Consider the following 18,179-nt stretch of genomic DNA (forward strand, 5'->3'; position numbering starts at 1 on the left):
GCGGTCACTGCCACGCGTCGTGCTCGATGACCGAGACCACCCGGTTCAGCACGTTCGCGGCCGATCGGTCGTCCAGCAGGCCGCCCTCGACGTCGAGGTGCAGGACGAGGTCCTTCCCGACGATCTCGCCCCGCAGGTTCACCGGGTACAGCTGCCGTTCGGGTGTCTGGATGGTCAGCGTGATCCGGCTCCCGCCCGCCGTGACCGGTTCGGGCATCGGCTCGAGCTCACAGACAAAACCGAACGGCACCTCGTTCCAGCCTCTGGTGGGCAGGGCGGCAAGCCTGGTGATCTCCGCCAGCGGCAGCAGCCCGTGATCAAGCGCGAGGATGAGTTCGTCCGCCACCTGACGCTGATAGGCCACGGCGTCGTCCCCGGGCCGCAACCCCAGCGGGACCATCCCGGCGAAACAACCGAGCTCACCGTGGCCGCCGGCCATCTCCCGGCTTGACATCGGCACACCGGCCAGAACCGGTCTTCCGTGCAGAACGGAACTCATCGCCTGTCCGATGGCCGCGATGAAGACGGTGTACGGCGTCACCGAGACGGCTCGTGCCCGTGCCTCCAGCAGGCTGGCGCCGCTCTCGACGTGCCGGGAGGTCCGCCGATTCCCGGAGCGGCCCGCCGGTGGCCTCGGAAGACCCTGGCAATCGTCGAAGGTTCCCCGTCGCGCGGACCAGAAGGCGCGATCACCGGCTGCCCGCTCCATCTGGAGCCGCCTCTCGGCGAGCAACGCCGCCGCCGGCCTGAAGGCAGCGGCGTCACCCGCGCCGACCGCCCCGGTCGTGTACGCCGTCACGAAGTGATCATGCAGGGTGCGGATCGCGGAATCGTCGACACTGATGTGGTGCACGACCCCGTAGACCTCGATGGCCTCCGGTCCCGTTCGGCGCAGGATCCACCGGGCCGGTGGTTCAGCCGCCAGCTCGAAGGGCCGTACCAGCAGATCCGGCCAGTCCGCCGGAGCCCGCTCCAGCGGGACAGCCGTCAGGTCGCAGGGCTCGGTGCCGGGCAGCACCGTCGTCGCGCCGGTCGGTGAGATGGTGGTCCGCAGGATCGGATGCCTCACCACCACGCGGTCAATGGCGGCCCTGACCCGCCGGGGGTCCGGATCCCCCTCGAACAGCCAACGAAGGACCACTGTCATCCGCTCATTGCCGGCGATGTCGAGGTAGGTCTGGGCTAGGATGGCACGTTGCCCGATCGAGAGCTCGGGTGTGGACCTCCGCTGGGCGCGGACATCGGGGAGTTCGGGACGGCCGGCCCGCCCGCCGTCCGGCGAGAGACCGGCGACCGCACGCGGGGTCCGGGCCCGGAGCACCTGACCGGGGGTGATCGACCACCCCCACCGTGACCAGAGCAGTCCCGCGAGCCGGGCCGCGTCGAGCGAGGAGCCACCGAGCCGAAGGAAGTCGTCGTCCGGCTCGACCGGAACGTCGAGCAGCCCGCCCAACAGCTCGATCACCAACTCCAGCGGGGAGTCCCGCATCCCGGTGTTCGGGGCGGCGAGCGCGTGCGCCGCCCCCGTCACGTCGGTGCCGGTCGGCGGCCCCTGCGACAGACTCGCTCGGTCGACCTTTCCGCTCGTGGTCAACGGGAGCTGGTCGACCACCCGAACCCTGGCCGGAATCATGTGTGCCGGGAGCCGCGCCGCCAGGAAGGACCAGATCTCCGAACCCATCATCTCCTCGGCCACCGCCATCCATGGACGGGTGGCGAAGAGATCGGGTTCGGGGCAGTCGCGAGCCAGCGCCGCCCAGTCGTGCCGGCCATCCGGGTGGTAGGCGATCAGCAAGGCGCCTCCGTCGAGATCCGACGGGTCGAGCGCGACGGCTGTCCCCGGCCACGCGGCGACGGCGTTCCGGAGGTCGACCGGCGCGATCGGTGTTCCGGACCGGCCGGTCTCGGGTGTCAGACGGGCGTTCGGGATGCCGCGCAGCGCAGCCGTGGCACCACGCCGGGCCGCATCGGCCGCCCACGACGCCACCGCGTCCACGGTACCGCCCGCCGCCACGTAGTCGGTGATCCGGTAGCTCCCGGTGAACGGGGTGCCCCTGGTCAACGTCACGTCGTAACGAAAATCGGCGATCTCGTTGTGCGCTGTCAGGAGCTTGGGCTGGACCCAGACGGCGACCGGTTCCTCCTGCTGCGCGGCCCACACGGCGAAGAATCGTGGATCGACACAGAGTTCGGTGCTGGTGGCCAACCGGCGGCCGGCGCTCATCCGATCGTGACGGACACCGGCACGGGCCATCAGCAGAGGCAGCAGTGGCAGGCTGCGGACGTCGGCGACCACCAATGAACCGCGGGGGGAGAGCAGACCGAGCCCCTGGGTGAGGACATCGGTGAGATAGCCGAGGGACGGAAAGTACTGGATCACCGAGTTGATCACCGCGCAGTCCGGTGACCGCAGTGCTCCGTCGACGGTGAAACCCCGGACGATCGCGGCCTCGACATGGGCAGACCGCAGTTCGTGGGCGAAGCCCCGGACGAAGGACGCTTTGTCCGACCGGGACGCGAACATCCGGCGCAGTCGTGGAATCGCGGCCGGCGTCGGCTCCACTCCCACGTAACGGTCCAGCTCATCGCCGATCGCGTAGAACATGTCACCGGTGCCGCACCCGATGTCGAGAACCCGGCGGGCGCCCACACCACGGAGCAGGTCGGCGGAGGCCTCGAGCCACTCGGTCATCTCCGCCTTGCTGATCGGTGCACCGTCGAAGAAGCTACGCCACAGGCCGAAATCCGGCTCCGCGTCCTCGTCTGGCTCCGGCATCTCGGTGAACTCGTTCTCGAAGAGACGCAGCCAGTCCATCAGCAGAGTGCCGGTGTGCGGTTCCGCATCGCTCCCCGCGTCCGGGCGGGTGACTTGCACGAATGCCCACAGCGTAGGTGCGGACGCGGCACCGCCGACGGTGACCGCGGCGCCCTTGACCGCCGGATGTTCCCGGATGGCCGCCTCGATCTCGCCGAGCTCCACCCGGTTTCCGGCGATCTTCACCTGACTGTCGATCCGGCCCCGGAAGTCAAGGGTGCCGTCCGCCCGGCGGCACACCAGGTCACCGGTCAGGTATGACAGCTGGCCGGTGACCGCGTCCACGCCGAAACGGGCGTTCGACGTCTCGCCGGCGTCCAGATAACCCGCCGCGACCTGCGGACCCAGAAGGCACAGCTCGCCGACCTCCCCGTCGGCCACCAAGTCGCCGTGATCGTCGAGAACCCGCACCTCACAGCCGGGAAGCGGGCGGCCGATGCTCACCGGGTCGGTCAACTCGTCGCCGGGCCGCACCTGATGTGCAGTGAACCAGACCGTCGCTTCGGTCGGCCCGTACATGTTGTAAAGCTGGTCACAACGCCGGATCAGGCGGGCAGCGGTGGCGGCGGGCAGTGCCTCGCCGCCGACCAGCACGCGAATCCGATTCGGCCGAGACGGCAGTGTCACCAGTTCCGCAGTGGACGGCGTCACCTGCAGGAGGGTCGGCTGCCCGGTCCCGAGCAGCGCCGCAAGCCGGCCGGTGTCGAGTGCGGCGAAGGTGTCCAGCAGATTCACCCGGCGCCCCGCTGTCAGCGGCCAGAAGAGTTCGAGAACCGAGATGTCGAAGGTCAGCGCCGTCGTCGCCAGGGTCACCTCGTCGTCGACCGCGCCGATAGCCTGTTCCGTCGCCGCGAGGAAGGCCACCACGTTGTCGTGCGTGACCATGGTGCCCTTGGGCTGGCCGGTACTCCCCGAGGTGTACATGATGTAAGCCAGGTCGCGGGCCGGGCGGCCGACGCCGTCCGGCTCGGTGATCAGACAGGCTTGCACGGACGAGCGGGCACCGGCTAGAACGACCTTGCGCGTCACGGTGAGGTTCATCTCCGCCACCGTGTCGTCGTCGTCGACCAACACCCAGCGAAGGCCGTGGCGGGCCGTCTCCGCGAGGATCCGTTCATTTCGTATACACGGGGCCGCCGCGTCCAGCGGGACGTAGCAGCCGCCTGCCCGCCAGACTCCGAGCAGGGCCGGAAGAAGAGGAAGGCCGCGCCGCAGCGCGATGCCCACCGGCTCGCCCGGGCCGACCTCCAACGCGGCCAGCGCCGCCGCGAACACACCTGCCTCGTGCCACAACTCGGCGTAGGTCAGTTCGGCGTCGGAGCACTCGACCGCCACCCGACCCGGAAACCCACGAACGGCCACATGTATCGACTCGTGCACCGACATATCGTCGTCCACTCCCCCATTAGGCCGTCTCGGCAACTATTACTCGGCCGAGCGTCCCGGACCATGCTAAGCGTTGACGACACTCAATAAAAGCGGTTGTCGTCAAATATTGAACCGCAGTTCTCGGAGCGGGGCGGCCGGCCCACGACCGAGATCCACTCCTGACGCACGCGCGAGGACGGACCAGAACTGTGGTTAAGACACTGGTAGACGTCGGTCATTTCATGATCAACTTAAAAATCGACACTCGGACCTAGATCGAGTGCATCCTATGTGTGCTAGTCTGACCAAGGTTCCAAGCCATTTGGCCATTCAGCCTTGGGACAGGTTCGCTCCCGAGACCGGAATGAGTCGCTTCTACGGGGGGACAGCCGTGGCGATCGGCAGCACTATACCGTTGTTGCACATCTCATTAACCGCAGCCACCACAGTGGAAGACGTTGTCGAATGAGCACAACGGTCGCGGTCAAGGATTTTCCTGTCATCAATGCGGTTGTCCGTGAATTGCGCTTGCCCGAGGATCAACCGTTCCAGAAGTGTCTCGTGCTCGCCGTACAGCATGTACACAGCTCGATGCTCGCGCTCCTCGCCGGGCTGCGGTGCGGCGGCGCCGACCCCGCATCGGTCACCGTGGTCGGCAAGTCGTACTCGACGAGACTCCCGGCCGTGGAGGCCCTCCGGGCCGCCGGTGCCCGGGTGGTCGACCCGCTCCGGATGGCCGATCCACTGCACAGCTACGAGGACGAGCTCGCGGCTCAGGTCACCAGCACGATCGCGGAACTCCGCCCCCGGCTAGGCGCCGGAACCGGCCTGCTCGTCATCGACGAGGGCGCCGTAGCGACGAAGGCCCTGCTGCAGACCGGGGACGCCGATCTCCTGTCGCGGGTCCACGTCGTGGAGCAGACGACCCGCGGGGCGAGATGGACCGAAGCAGCGGCACCACCCTTCCCTGTCGTGGACGTCGCCCGATCGGCCGCCAAGGCGGATCTCGAGGGCCCGCTGGTCACCGCCTCGATGGTGGACGGCCTGTCGATGGCCTTGACGGCTTTGAACCATCGTCCCGAACGGATCGGCATCGTCGGGTACGGCCGGATGGGTGCCCGGCTCGCCGGGCTGCTCTCCGCGGACCACGCGGTCGTGGTCCACGACACCGCCGCGCAGAACCTCGCCGCGGCACGCGCGGACGGTCGCCGGGTGCTCGAGCGCGACGCACTGTTCGACGAGGTCGACGTGCTGATCGGTTGCACGGGCAGTCCCATTCTCGATGCCGGCGACCTCGCCGCGGTCACCCGTCCGCTGGTCCTGGTGAACGGGGCGTCGTCGGACATCGAGTTCGCCGTGTGGCGATACCGCACCGCTGCGGCGATCCTGCCCGGCTCGGGCGGGACGGCGGACCAGCCCTGGCTCAACCACTACGCGGTCGGGCCGACCAGCCGGCAGGTGTTGGTCGCGGGCGGGTTCCCGACGAACTTCCACCTCCCCGGCGAACCGATCTCCCCGCAGGACTTCCAGGTCACCCGGGCGCTGATGCTCGCCGGTGCGACACAGACGATGAATCGGTCCGAGCCCGGTCTCGTACCGCTGGACGCGGCAGCGCAGGCAATCGTCGCTGACGCGTACGGGCAGGTCACGAGCCTCTCGGGACGTTGATGAAGTGATCTATCTCGACTACGCCGCGACATCACATCCGAAGCCGCCCACCGTACTGGCCGCGATGACCGACTATCTGGAGCGAGCCGGCAACCCAGGACGTTCGGGGCACCGCCTGGCTCAGGCCGCCGAGCAGGAGATCTGGGCGGCGCGTGAAGCCGTCGCGGGACTCCTCCACGCCGGCCAGCCCGACCGGGTCGTCTTCACCGCCAATGCGACCACCGCGCTCAACATCGCCATCGCCGGCCTGGTCCAGCCCGACACCCGATGCCTGACCTCGGCCTTCGAACACAACTCGGTAGTACGGCCACTCCACGCCCTGGCCGAGACCGGAGTGACCACCACGGTCGTCCCGCCGGCACCTGACTGTCCCCTCGACCTGAACCGCCTGGAGGACGAACTCCGGCGTGGCGGCGTAAGCCTCGTCGTCGTATCCCACGCCTCGAACGTGACCGGCACAGTCCTGCCCGTCACCTCGATCCATGACATCACGACGAGGCACGGCGTCCCGTTGGTGCTCGACGCCAGCCAGAGCGCCGGCCACCTGCCCGTCCAGGCCGCGGACGCCGAGGTTGTCGTCTTCGCCGGCCACAAAGGGCTGTTCGGGCCGCAAGGCACCGGTGGAATGCACGTCTCCCCTCGGGTCACCGTCCGGCCGCTCCTGCACGGCGGCACCGGAGGCCGTTCCGAGCTGCCCCGTCAACCGCGATGGCTGCCTTACGCCCTCGAGTCTGGGACGCCCAACGGCGTCGGCATCGCGGGCCTCAGAGCCGGCGTCCAGTACATCCTCGGCGAAGGCATCGCGAACCTCGCGTCCCGGGAACGGGTTCTTCGAGACAGGCTGGCCGACGGGCTCCGGGCGCTGCCCGGCATCCGGCTGCGGGACTGGCCGTCGACGGAGGCGCCGGTGCCGGTGGTGTCCGCTACCTTCGACGGGCTGCCGCCTGGCACCGCCGCCATGCTCCTCGAGGAGCGGTACGACGTACTGGTCCGAGCGGGCCTGCACTGCGCACCCGCCGCTCACCGGACCCTGACCACCATCGACGGCGGAACGGTGCGGTTCGCCCTGTCACATCTGACGAGTGAGGCCGACATCGACACGACGATCGGTGCGGTGGCCGACCTCGCGAAAGGGGAGTGAGGTGCCTTGACCCAGTTCTCGGCATCCTGTGTGTTCTGTCAGCAGTCCGACCTGACCCTCTGGCGAAGTTCCGACCTGTGGATGCTTCTGGACCCGGCCCCGATCGTGGAGGGACATGCGCTGATCTGCTCGGTGGAACACTTCCCCTCGGCCGCCGATCTGTCCGACCGGGTGAGCGCCCGGTTGGAGGAGGCCTCCGCGTGGGCGCGCGACCTGTACCTGGCCGAGTACGGCGCCTTCGCGATGTTCGAACACGGCCGCACCGGTCACTGCGTCCGCCGGAACCCGCACGAGCAGATCTGCCATCACGCACACGTGCACGTCCTCCCTCTCCCCGGCGATCTCGCCGATCACCTGACGCTGAGCCAGCAAACCGGCTGGGAGTCCTGGTCCGACCTCGCTGAACTGGCCGGTGAACTGGATGGTTACCTCGTCCTCGAAACCGTCTCCGGACGACGGTTCTACCCGGTCACGCGCCCTCTGAGCCCGCATTTCCTGCGGACCCAGGCAGCCCTGCTCGCCGGAGACGTGAGCCTGGCCGACTGGGAGCACGCCGTCCAGGCCCCTTCCGCGTCGATCAACGTCGGCCGGGCCCGGGAGCGGATCCTGGCGTGGGCGGGCCGCAAGAGCCTGCCCACGGACGCGCTCTGGGCCGACGGTCAGGCTTCGCTCAAGGCGCGGACGATGTCGGACGTCCACCGGCCTACGATGTCGGCCTCGCCGTAGGGATCCCACCACAGCCGGGGCAGGTCCAGCACCGTCCCGTCGAGGCTGCGCCAGGAAAGACGAGGTTCGACGGTCACCTCCCCGATGCGGTACAGCGGCCATCCGCATCGGGCGAAGATCTCACTGACCTTCTCCCAGCTCGCGGCCCGCACCGTGTATCCATGCATCCGCGGTGTGTCGAATCCGTACTCCAGGCACAACACCTGCGGGGGTACGCCGAGCAGCGCCGCGCACTCGGCCAGGGCCGGAGGCACCGGCACCGATCGGGCATCGATCACCGCCCCGAGACCGTTGCGCACTCGTATGGTGTCCAGGAATTCGATCAGGCCGTCGGTGAGGTCCATACCGGAGGTGATCTCGCCCGGTAGCATCCGTACCGTCTCCCGCACCGCCTCGGCAGGACCGAGGGGCATCAGGTTGTACTCCTCCAATTCCGCACGAATCGCCGGCGACAGCTCCGCGAACCGGCCGTTGCGGTGCAGGAGATGACTGGCCCAGCCCAGCCCGATGGGCGTGGTGACGGCGACGACGTCACCGGCCCGGGCGCCCTCCCTGCGGATCATCCCCTCCGGTGAGACCGTTCCCCAGCACATCGCGGCCGTCTCGAAACGGTCGTTGGCGTCGATGTTGCCGCCCTCGATGACCACACCGTATTCGGTGAGTACATCCGTCATGCCCTGATAGAAATCCCGCACGTCGTCGATGGCGATGTCTTTCGGCAACGCCAGGTCGAGCGCGAACCCCTGCGGCTGGGCGCCCATCGCTATCACGTCGTTGCAGGTGCACGCCGCGGCCCAACGGCCACGGAATCGCCAGGTGGAATTCGGTGGAAGCGGCCGGTCGATAAGCCCTGGGTGATCAATGGAGTAGACGATGTTAGGCAGTCCGGGAATGCCGAGACGTTCGCTCAGTTCGATCACGACACAGTCGTCGATCTGATTCTCACGGGCTGTTGTCGCATAGTCGGCGAGAACCGTCCGGATCAATCCCTTCTCGCCGACATCACTGAGCATCGGTCGTTGATTCACGAACATTCCTTTCGGTATTGATCAACATTCGGTGCCACGCAGCGACGATTTCCGCATAGGTGGCCGTTCCGTCGAGTCGTCGCCCGGTGGCCGTTGCCCTCGCTGACTTCATGATGAGTCGCTTCGCACATCGGGATATGGAGTCGCACGCCTCCGCGATCAGTTCCGGGTCACCGGGGGCCGCCGCTCCCAGCCATCGGAGGAATTTCGCTGCCAAAGCGCACCCGGCGCCGAGTTGCCGCAGAGTGACGAATGCATAGTCACCGAATCCGGTCTGGCCGGCCGCGACGATACGACGGATCTCGTCGTCGAAGGCGGTGACGAACCGCGACATCGCCTCCGCCCGGTCCGGTGCGCCGCCGGCCTCGAGGGCGAGCCCTCCGGCCAGCGCACGGAGTTCGGCTTCCGGCCGGCGCCGTACCCGATTCAGTTTGACCAGTTCGAGATAGGGCGGCAAGTGCCCGGCGGGCGGCTCGCCCACGCCGAGCCGGAAGAGGCCGTCGAAGTCCTCGTCGTACACCGTGAAGCAGTCCGCGTTGTGGAGATAGCGGGCGGTACGGGCGGGCAGGTCGACAGCGACGACGGCCACGGTGGTCTTGCTGTGCGTCCGATGGTACGTGGTCGGGGTGTCGGGCAGGTGATAGGCGTCGGCTTCCATGATCATGATATCCCCGCGGCGCAGGTGCCGGCCCGCCTGTTCGGCCAACGACCCGTACGGCGCCAACTCGATCACGTCGATGCCGTACAGCATCTGCAGGTCGGCCACCGCAGGTTTGAAGAAGGTCCACTGATCGCCCTCGAAATCCAGACGAAGCGCGGCGACGAGGACCGGATACGGATCCAGCCCCAGCCCGTGCAGCAGTTCGACCCAGACGTCGGTGTAGCAGTTCGCATCGATCCACTCGCCGTCCGGATCACGGTGCAGAGCATGGTTGCGGTGGACACCGGTGAAGGACGGATGGACGGCGGGCCCGGTCACGGCGCGCCCACTGTGCCGAGCAGGCTTGCCAGCGTGACGTCCGGACGTCGTGTACCCGCGTCCATCAGCGCGGTGTATACGGCCAACAGGTCGTGGGCCGCGGACTCGCTGAGGGCCCACTCGCCGTACCCGAGGCGGACGTCGGCTCCGTCGTCATCGATGAACACCGTCATCATCACCGGCGTTTCGGTGTCCTTAGCCCGCAGCTGCGGCCATGGGCCCAGTTCCAGTCCTGTCATCAGCACCGGTTCGGGGACGGCCTGACGATACGCGGCAAAGAAGGTGTCGATCGGTGACTCGGCCGGATCGAGCAACGGCATCTCCCGGGGTGTCATGTGCTCGATCGGCATGGCTTGATGGACATAGGCAGCCGCAACACTTCTCTCCGCCAGGCACACAGCCGATCGCAGGGTCCGCGACGCCGGCTCCACCACGGCCACCGGCAGGACGTTGGCGAGCAGCCCGACCATGTCGGCCAGCTCGGCGCGGCCCCGATTGACCGCGGGAATGCCGACGACCACGTACCGTTGCCCCAGACAGCCCTCCATCACCGCCTGGTAAGCAGCAAGATAGACGGATATCGACGAAACCCCCTCGGCGGCGGCGAATCCGTCCACCCGGGCGGCCACCTCGGCGGAGACACGGCACACGACGCGCCCACCGGAGTGGTCGTCCGCCGAAGGCCGACGGAACGGATGGGCCCCGAATCGCCGGAAAGCCGGGTCGGCGAGCACCGACCGCCAGTACCGCTCGTAGGGCACCGCAGCCGCGGACCGCATCCAGTCGCCCTGCCAGCGAACGAACTGGTCCAGCTGGACGATCGGCCGGTCGTCCCGAACCGGGCCGCCGTCGAGATACTCCGTGTAACAGCGGGCCACCTCGACCAGGATCACGCTCAACGACCGCCCGTCGAGCACCAGGTGATGTCCGACGACCAGCATGATGTGGTCGTCGGGACGCCGCCGGAACACCACCACCCGGAACGGAACACCCGCGGTCAAATCGAAACGCTCGGTCACGGTCGCGGCCAGACGGCGGTCCACCATCTCCGGGGAACCGCCGCTCAGATCCTCGTACGTGATCCGCCCGCCCCCACCCACGGTCCGGACCCGCTGTCGTGGCCCCTCAGGAGTTTCCTCGAAGGCCGTCCGCAAAGCGTTGTGCCGGCGCACCACCCGCTCGACGGCGTACTCGAGGGCCGGGCGGTCGAGCACGCCCAGAAGGACGACGGGTGCGGCCACGTTGTTGGCGAACCGACCGTCGGCAGTGGTGAGCTCCCGATGCCACATCCGCATCTGGGTCGCCGACAGAGGTATCGGTCCGCACACCGATTCGCCCGGCAACGACGGCAGGCCGCGCTCGAGCCGCAGCTGCTCCCGCAGGTGACGGCGGGCGGAGTCCCACACGTGACGCCTCCTCAGGTCTCGATCGTGTCAGGTCCGGGCCATCAGGGGGCGGCGGTCCCGGGCGAACAACCGGGTACGCATGTCGGCGCCCCAGACCGCCACCTCCGCGCCGGTCGCCGCCGCACTGGCCAGGAAGGTGTCGCTCACCCGGCCGGCCAGCCCGAATCGATCGATCAGACCGGTGCCGAACGTCCGGTCGAGATGCTCGAACACCCAGCACACCGGTTGCACCACGTCGTACCGTTCCACCACCTCGACGAAGCGGCCTCCGTCGAGATCGTCCGCATAGCGGCGGGACAGCCGGATGACGTCGCCGAACTTCATCAGGTCGACGTCCTGCTCCTTCTCCAGCCACCAGTCGAACCACGCCTCCCGGAACAGGTGCAGCACCGTATCGAGAAACTGATGGACCGGCTGAGCGCACGGCACCCGAAGCTGGGGCGGGACGTCGACAGTCACCTCGGTCCGGGCGGCCAACACCTCGTCGACGTCGACCTGGTAGGGAGACCGGGCCCAGGTCAGGCTGGTCGCGCAGTCGACCTCGATGATCGGGACAAGCGGATCACCGGTCACGAACGTGTACTGCGGGAGATGATCGGGGTTCAGCCGGTACTTGATCAGCTCGGCACGGTCGAACGGGACGACGACCTCACGGCGGAAGTCGAACAGACCACACTGGTATCCGAGTTCCTCGAGAACCTGGGTCACCGCGGGGCCGTCCGACTGCCGCACCAGCAGGTCGAGGTCGCCGATCCACCTGCTGCCGTTCCCGTGATAGACCGTGGACTCGTAGGCAGCGCCTTTACGTGCCACGGTCGGCAGCCCTCGCGAAGCGAAGGCCTCGGCGACCCGGCCCAGTTCGGCGTACCACACCCGGCGGCGGTAGCGGTTCACCGCAAGCACGCTGTGCAGGTGTTCGAGGACCCGGATCGGGACACCCTGGGTGATTCCAGACTCGGCGATCTCGTGGGCGAGCATCGGCAGCATCTTGTGCCGCAGAGCATGGTCGAACACTTCACCCCAGCGCAGGCCACCGCCGATCAGCCGGCCCACTTCAGCGGTACGGACGCCGGGATCCGTCTCACGGCACAGCATCTCGAGGAGTTCCCACTCCGGGCCAGGCGTAGTCGGTGGGGTCATGCCGCCTGCGCCCCCTCACCGGAGAGCAACACGTGCAGGTTCTCGAGAAGGGACCGGCGGGTCGAGAACGTGCTCTCGGACAACATCGCGTCCGGGAACTCCACGCCGAAGGTGTCCTCGAGGTCGAGCACCAGGTTGACGGCACGCAACGAGTCCAGTCCCAGCTTGACGAGCGGGACCTCACCCGGCACCTCCTGGTCCGGTTCGATCGCCGGAAGATGTATGCGAAGCACATCCTCCAGGCGCTGATTCAGCTCGTCGTCCATGTCCGTTCAGCCTTCCTGTCGCTTGGTCCACCGGTCGGTGAACGCGTCGATCTCCTGATCGGTGTAGAAGTGCCGCGCATACTTCGCGTCATACACCCGGCGGCACGTCCTCTCCGGAATCCGAACCCGGTCGAGGACCCGGCGATAGGTGTTCACCTCATACGCGGCCTGCAACTTCTCGGGTGACCGTGCACTGGCGTACACCGGTGCCACCGGAACGTCCACGGCCACCGTCGTAGCCTCGGACAGGACCCGGGTGAGGTCCTCGGTCCGGAGAAGTATCAGGTCCACACCCGCCGTCCGGATCCATTGCCACCCTCGGGCGTGATCGAAGGCGTGATCGAAGACGTCCACACCGAACACCGCGCCGAGTTCATCGGCAAACCACCGGCAGGTGTAGTTACGTCGCTCGTCGAAGCCGAGGAACTGGGCCGCGGCGCCACGGGCGATCCGCCCGACATCCGGCTCGGGCCCGTCGACCAGGGCGGGGTTGAGAAGGTCAACCATCTGGACGTATGCCGAGACGTCCCGGGCGATCACCTCGCGGACCAGGGTGAAGACGGTCCAGCGCACATCCGGGCGTGATCGCCGAAGCTCCCGGAGCTCCCGCGAGGCCGCCAGATGAGGGACACCCACCTCGGTACGGAATCCGGCATACAACCGTTGAGCCCGCTCGATCCCCTGGTCGGAAAGGTAGTGGATCTTGTAGAGGTTGGGCACACCCGCAGCGCGCAACGACTCGTACAGGCTGGAGGAACCGACCTTGCCCATCTGGTAGACGACGTGCACCGTGTCGCCGCGGCTCACCCCCACAGAGCATCCCGGGTCTCCGACGGCCAGCCGGTGAGGTCGGGCCCGAAGGCGGAGGCCAGCGCGAAGGCGATGCGCTCCTGCCCGAAGCCGATGCACGAGGTGGCGGCCACCTCACCGCCGGAGGCCTCGATGCCGAACGTCCGGCCGAAATGGTCCCGGTGGTTGTTGCAGGACGCGACCGCCACCGGGTGCCCGTCGATCTCTGTGATGATCTCGTACTTGAGCCCCTGTTCCCGCTGGCCGCTCGCCAGCAACCGCGCGCCCCGGCCGAAGAACGGGTCGGCGGCGGGCTCGCAGCGGGCGACGAGGCCGAGCGACCGGATCACCGTGAGGGCACGGTCGCGCCAGCTACCGAACCAGGCGTCGACGTCGCGCGATGTGCCGATCCGGACGAACTCCCGCTGACGGAAGGCCACGAGCCGGCCGACCTCCTCGGACGGCTCGTGCCGGAAGCAGTAGCTGCTGGTGTCCACCACCGCGTCGGCATCGGGTCGCCCGGCATACTGCGGATACACCGGATAACACGCGGCCGGTGTCAGCACGTACCGCGTGGGCCGGACGACATCCGGCCAAGCCGTCCTCTCCGCCATCGCCCGACTGAGCATCACGTGGTCCCGGTCGTCACCGGCGAAGGCGTGAACGGTACCGAAGAGCTGCGGGAAGGACTGGCCGAACTCGCTCTGCTCGAACACCTCCCGGCTGATCATCGGCGGAAATCGGAGGACCCGGGTGCCGGCATCACGGCCGACCCTGGTCAACAACCGGTCCAGCCCGGTGAAGACCTCCTCCAACTCCGCGCCCCACCCGAACAGACCGTCGCCGGTCGGCACCAGGAGACCGTGATCGCGAAGTGCCGGGGGGAAGCCTTCCGGTATCGATGCCGCAATACGTCGTGATGTCGTACCGGTCACCTGAGGTACCGCCCTTCGTCGTGGTTCTCCTCGAGGACCAGAGCCGTGCGGGTCACGGCGTTCAGAGCGCCCACCGTGCCGTGACCGACCGGATGTCGTTCGTCCCGGTGCAGGGAGACCTGTCGTCGCCGGCCCGGTACCAGGTGGAAGTAGTTGTCGTCCGGGGTGTAGCCGGGAACGTCGAGATGAACCGCGTGGGCGGTCCGGGAGGCCGACAGGCACACCACCGGCCCGTGAGGACCGGTGGTGACGGTCGCGGTCAGCTCCAGGTCCAAGGTCTCGTGCGCGGTGAGCCCACCAGGCAGGTACACATCCTCCGCGAACGCCGTCTCCGGTGAAGCGGGACCGGCCAGTTCGGCGAGCACCGCGTCGTAGCCGATCGGGCCGAAGGCGTACGCGTGGTTGAGGTCGCGAAAGCCGTCCAGCAGTTCCTCCACCGCCACCGTTCGCACCGAGGCCGCCTCGACAGCGAGGGTGGTCACCGCGGTGATCGGGACCGTGCCACGCACCGGGTACACAGCGATCCGGAGCACCACCTCCTGCGCTTCGTCACCGTCGTTGACGATCCTGGCCTGAATCCCGTTGAGGCCGGCATCGACCAGGAACACCGTGAGCGGTCGCCAGGCCCGGCGCAGATAGTGGTAGGCGGCCTTGGGGCGTCCGTCGGCGTCCACCACGCCCCAGCCCGAGCCGAGAACGAGGTCGCGCCAGAACCACACCAGACCGCCCCGGCACTGCCCGCCTCCGGTACGCCACGCCACGAAGACCCGGTGCATCAGCTCGCCGGTGGTGACCCGGGCCAGATCCAGATAGCGGTCCACGCTGTCGTAGCGGACCCGCATCGGATCGACGCCGAACAGCATGCCGAGGTAGTGATCGCGAATATCGTCGAAGTCCCAGCCGACCCCGCGGTCGCGGGGACTCGCCGCCTTCCACGACGGGCTCTGCACGCTCAGCTCACCGGCCCTCCGCAGACCGGTCAACGCGGCCGGTTCCGGCACGTTGGCGAAGGCCAGCGTCTCGCTGGCGAACCGCACGCCACAGATCTCCGCGTCGCTCGGGTCACGCAGGTACGCGCCGACACCCTGATAGTGGGCGTCACCGGCCGAAGGGTGCATCGGCAGTGACCCGCCGCTCGGGCTGGACGGCCAGTAGTGGACCGCCGGAACCCGTTCCCGGCAGAGATCCCGCAGGTCCTTCTCGAACCACGGGGGCGCCCAGCGTTCCCGCGGCAGCCCGAGCATCGCCGCCTGCTGACTGACCTCACTGTTGCCGCAGAGCACCGTCAGACAGGGGTGACCACCCAACCGGTCGAGCTGGTGTCCGGCTTCCTGGCCGGCGCCGCGGGCGAAGCCGTCGTCCTGGAACGGATAGTCCATGTTGGCGAACATGAAGTCCTGCCAGACGGCGATGCCCAGTTCGTCACAGCAGGCATAGAAATCGTCCGACTCGTAGTACATCGGCCCACAGATTCGGATCATGTTCGCACCCGCGTCGCGCAACTGCTCCAGAGCCGTCCGGTAGTCGCCCGGAGAAGCCGTCAGCGCGGCCGGGTCGATCGGCGTCCAGCACGCGCCACGGAAGAAGATCGGGACGCCGTTGACCCGCAGTGCGAGATCGCCGGGGCCGCCCGCGCTGTCCACCGTCCGGAACCCGGTGGCCGGCAGGTCGATGCCGACCGTCGTCCCGTCGCTCAACCCGACGGCCACCCTGACCGGGTAGAGCATAGGTGTGCCGTGTGTATGCGGCATCCAGGGCTGGACACCGGCAACAGTCACATCGGCCATGGCTTCCGGACCGGTCAGGGTCATCGGCCACTCCTGGCCGTTGCAGAACAGGTGCGCGACCACCACCTGCCGGGCGGGTCCGGGCCGCAACGACAGGTCGACCCGGAGAGACCCGGTGACGCCGTCCCAACCGGTCGACACCGCCGCCCGTGTCACTCCCAGATACCGCGCGGCGACCAGCCGGACCGGGCGCCAGGGGCCGACCGGTGCGGGGCCCCGTGACCAGGCCGGGATACGGCCCAGCATCGTGGTCCGGAACCAGCGCAGACTCTGCTCTGCCACCAGCCGGGTACGCCAACGTGGCCGTGGCCGGCGCTCGGCGAGCCGCGGCGCCAGTGCCGAGAACCGGATGACGAGCTCGTTGCCGATGGGATCGAGACCGCCCCCCGCATCGAGCCGGTGTGCCAGGAACATGTTCTCGCCGTGTCCCAGGTGAACCCCGTTGAGCCAGACGTCGGCGATCGTCGCGAGACCGTCGAGATGCAGGGAGAGCATGGCGCCGTCCGGCGGGTCCGCCCGGAACCCGCATCGGTACCACCAGTCGTACCGATCGGGGTCGGCGGTCTCGGCGGGGACATCGGCGGGGCTCCAGAGCCGTGCGCTTGATGCGACGGTTCCGGGCACCTGGGCCGGGAGCCACCGCTGTTCGGTGGGCAGTGATCCGGGGTCCGGATACGCTCCCGGTGCCGACCAGCACAGCTCCCACGCCGTCGGCTCAGTCTCGGTGACTCCGTCGGTACGGACCGGCGTCATACCCGGTCCACCGCGCCCGATCCGAGGATCGGCGCCTCCTCCTTGTGGCTCATCAGCAGCCCGGCACCGGTGGCGAGAAGGCGCTCGTTGGCCACCATCATCGGGGCGGACAGGACGTCGCGCAAATGACGGGCGATGCTGGCCGGTCCGCGTTCCTGATAGCCGGCTATCCCACAGACGGTGAGCGCTTCGAAGGTGACCTCACCGGCGATCTCGGATACCGCGACCTTGACATTGGCAAGCTGCAGATCCGTGCTCCATCGCTCCGGGCGATCGCCCGCCTTCCGATCGAACTGTTCGGCCGCGGCGGCGACCATCGACCCGGCCATCTGCAGCCTGCCGTAGGCGCGGGCCAGGCGGGCGGTCGCCGCGGAGGCGGCCCCGGGCTTCGCGCGTTCCCTGCGCCGGAGGAACACGCGTGCCCGGGAGAGCGCCGATCCGGCTATGCCCACCCAGCATGCCGCCCACAGTATGTGCGAGAACGGAAGCATCGTCTCGCGCAGGATCCGGTCGAACGGGTGCGGGAAGACGTTAACGGTGGGCACCAGGGCCGTCAACCGGAACCCCGCGCTGCACGTGCCACGCATCCCGAGCGTGTCCCAGTCGCTCAACTGCTCCATCCGGCTCCCCCCGACCGGTACCACGACCAGGACCTGGTCGCCGGGAGCCGCGTCCGGATGACGCCGCGCCGTGGCGAGAACGGCATCGGCGTGGGCACCGTAGGAGATCGTGGACGCCTTCTTGTCCACCCGGTATCCGTCGCCCTCCACGATCAGCGCGGCGATGCTGGTACGGATGTCGCCGCCGACGCCGGCCTCCGAGGTGGCCGACGCCAGCAACCACCTCTCTCCGGACGCCTGTTCCGTGAATCGGCGCAACCCTTCCGATTCGCCGTGCCGGAGCAGACATGCAAGCTGGATGTGATGCATGGCGAACGTCATCGCGGTGGACGCGCACGCCGCGCCCAGCGTCTCGGTGATCGCGACCAGCTCACGCAGTGAGACACCGGCATAGAGCAAGCCGGCTTCGCGCAGTGCCCCGATCGCCTCGGACGGAAAGCGGGCCAGCCGGTCGACGTCGTCCGCATGTTCGGCGGCAATCCCGGCGACCTCGCGGGCCACGCTGTCGATCATCACGAGTTCACACCCAGCAATTCCGCCACCGAACGCTCGATGTCGGCGATCGTGGCGAATGCGGCGCGGGTGAGCATGTAGTCGGGGAACTCGATGTCGAACCGTTCTTCCAATGCCAGCATGACGTTGACGCTAGCGTGTGATGTCATTCCTTTCTCGTACAGATTGTCGTGCGGATCGAGGCTCGCCGCGCTGACTGTCAACAACGCGTATTCGTCGAGCACCTGTCGGAGTTCGTCACGCAT

Annotated in this window: 14 protein-coding genes; 3 read left to right on the forward strand and 11 right to left on the reverse strand. The window is 68.2% G+C overall.

The window, feature by feature from the left end:
* Nucleotides 1–4: 4 nt before the first annotated feature.
* Nucleotides 5–4,201 (reverse strand): non-ribosomal peptide synthetase, encoded by a 4,197-nt coding sequence (locus tag WH85_RS21875; RefSeq protein WP_083449163.1) that lies wholly within the window; start codon nt 4,199–4,201, stop codon nt 5–7.
* 543 nt (nt 4,202–4,744) lie between these two features.
* Here WH85_RS21875 and WH85_RS21880 point away from each other — a divergent pair.
* From WH85_RS21880 to WH85_RS21890, 3 genes are read left to right on the forward strand one after another with little or no spacing between them, the layout of a single operon-like run.
* On the forward strand, nt 4,745–5,851 hold the full coding sequence (locus tag WH85_RS21880; protein ID WP_045743805.1) for an NAD-binding protein: 1,107 nt from the start codon (nt 4,745–4,747) through the stop codon (nt 5,849–5,851).
* A 4-nt stretch (nt 5,852–5,855) separates the two neighbouring features.
* Nucleotides 5,856–6,992, forward strand: coding sequence for an aminotransferase class V-fold PLP-dependent enzyme (locus WH85_RS21885; RefSeq protein WP_045743806.1), 1,137 nt, complete (start codon nt 5,856–5,858; stop codon nt 6,990–6,992).
* 6 nt (nt 6,993–6,998) lie between these two features.
* Nucleotides 6,999–7,718 (forward strand): HIT family protein, encoded by a 720-nt coding sequence (locus WH85_RS21890; protein WP_157411146.1) that lies wholly within the window; start codon nt 6,999–7,001, stop codon nt 7,716–7,718.
* On the opposite strand, the gene WH85_RS21895 is transcribed toward WH85_RS21890, so the two are convergent.
* The 10 genes from WH85_RS21895 to WH85_RS21940 all read right to left on the reverse strand — a co-directional run bounded on the left by WH85_RS21895 (nt 7,652) and on the right by WH85_RS21940 (nt 18,179).
* Nucleotides 7,652–8,638 carry a thiamine-phosphate kinase gene (locus WH85_RS21895; protein ID WP_169792477.1) on the reverse strand — a complete coding sequence of 329 codons (987 nt, stop codon included), beginning with the start codon at nt 8,636–8,638 and terminating at the stop codon, nt 7,652–7,654. The two genes, WH85_RS21890 and WH85_RS21895, sit on opposite strands and share 67 nt — an antisense overlap.
* An 82-nt stretch (nt 8,639–8,720) precedes the next feature.
* Nucleotides 8,721–9,725: a DUF1839 family protein gene (locus WH85_RS21900; RefSeq protein WP_052720646.1), complete on the reverse strand. Its 1,005-nt coding sequence runs from the start codon at nt 9,723–9,725 to the stop codon at nt 8,721–8,723.
* Entirely contained in the window at nt 9,722–11,131 is a 1,410-nt protein-coding gene (locus tag WH85_RS21905; protein WP_045743809.1) for a condensation domain-containing protein, read from the reverse strand. The genes WH85_RS21900 and WH85_RS21905 overlap by 4 nt, the downstream gene beginning before the upstream one ends.
* 27 nt (nt 11,132–11,158) lie before the next feature.
* Nucleotides 11,159–12,271, reverse strand: coding sequence for a nucleotidyltransferase domain-containing protein (locus WH85_RS21910; protein ID WP_083449167.1), 1,113 nt, complete (start codon nt 12,269–12,271; stop codon nt 11,159–11,161).
* Nucleotides 12,268–12,537: a phosphopantetheine-binding protein gene (locus WH85_RS21915; protein WP_063775532.1), complete on the reverse strand. Its 270-nt coding sequence runs from the start codon at nt 12,535–12,537 to the stop codon at nt 12,268–12,270. The genes WH85_RS21910 and WH85_RS21915 overlap by 4 nt, the downstream gene beginning before the upstream one ends.
* A 6-nt stretch (nt 12,538–12,543) precedes the next feature.
* Nucleotides 12,544–13,344, reverse strand: a complete 801-nt coding sequence (locus tag WH85_RS21920) for a putative capsular polysaccharide synthesis family protein (protein WP_157411147.1) — start codon at nt 13,342–13,344, stop codon at nt 12,544–12,546.
* Nucleotides 13,341–14,180, reverse strand: coding sequence for a class-II aminoacyl-tRNA synthetase family protein (locus WH85_RS21925; protein ID WP_245674042.1), 840 nt, complete (start codon nt 14,178–14,180; stop codon nt 13,341–13,343). Before WH85_RS21925 ends, WH85_RS21920 begins: the two co-directional genes overlap by 4 nt.
* Before the next feature lie 77 nt (nt 14,181–14,257).
* On the reverse strand, nt 14,258–16,801 hold the full coding sequence (locus WH85_RS21930; protein ID WP_045743813.1) for a glycoside hydrolase family 2 protein: 2,544 nt from the start codon (nt 16,799–16,801) through the stop codon (nt 14,258–14,260).
* The gene (locus WH85_RS21935) at nt 16,798–17,934 is read right to left on the reverse strand and encodes an acyl-CoA dehydrogenase family protein (protein ID WP_045743814.1); all 1,137 of its coding nucleotides are present in this window, start codon (nt 17,932–17,934) and stop codon (nt 16,798–16,800) included. The genes WH85_RS21930 and WH85_RS21935 overlap by 4 nt, the downstream gene beginning before the upstream one ends.
* A complete protein-coding gene (locus tag WH85_RS21940) occupies nt 17,934–18,179 on the reverse strand; it encodes an acyl carrier protein (RefSeq protein WP_045743815.1) in 246 nt (81 codons plus the stop codon). The genes WH85_RS21935 and WH85_RS21940 overlap by 1 nt, the downstream gene beginning before the upstream one ends.

The sequence above is a fragment of the Actinoplanes rectilineatus genome (assembly GCF_000962825.1).
Taxonomy (GTDB): Bacteria; Actinomycetota; Actinomycetes; order Mycobacteriales; family Micromonosporaceae; genus Actinoplanes; species Actinoplanes rectilineatus.

Coding starts and splice junctions, on each gene's coding strand:
- WH85_RS21875 (WP_083449163.1), bottom strand. CDS start 4,201: ATGTCGGTGCACGAGTCGATACATGTGGCCGTTCGTGGGTTTCCGGGT.
- WH85_RS21910 (WP_083449167.1), bottom strand. CDS start 12,271: ATGACCCCACCGACTACGCCTGGCCCGGAGTGGGAACTCCTCGAGATG.
- WH85_RS21915 (WP_063775532.1), bottom strand. CDS start 12,537: ATGGACGACGAGCTGAATCAGCGCCTGGAGGATGTGCTTCGCATACAT.
- WH85_RS21930 (WP_045743813.1), bottom strand. CDS start 16,801: ATGACGCCGGTCCGTACCGACGGAGTCACCGAGACTGAGCCGACGGCG.
- WH85_RS21935 (WP_045743814.1), bottom strand. CDS start 17,934: ATGATCGACAGCGTGGCCCGCGAGGTCGCCGGGATTGCCGCCGAACAT.
- WH85_RS21940 (WP_045743815.1), bottom strand. CDS start 18,179: ATGCGTGACGAACTCCGACAGGTGCTCGACGAATACGCGTTGTTGACA.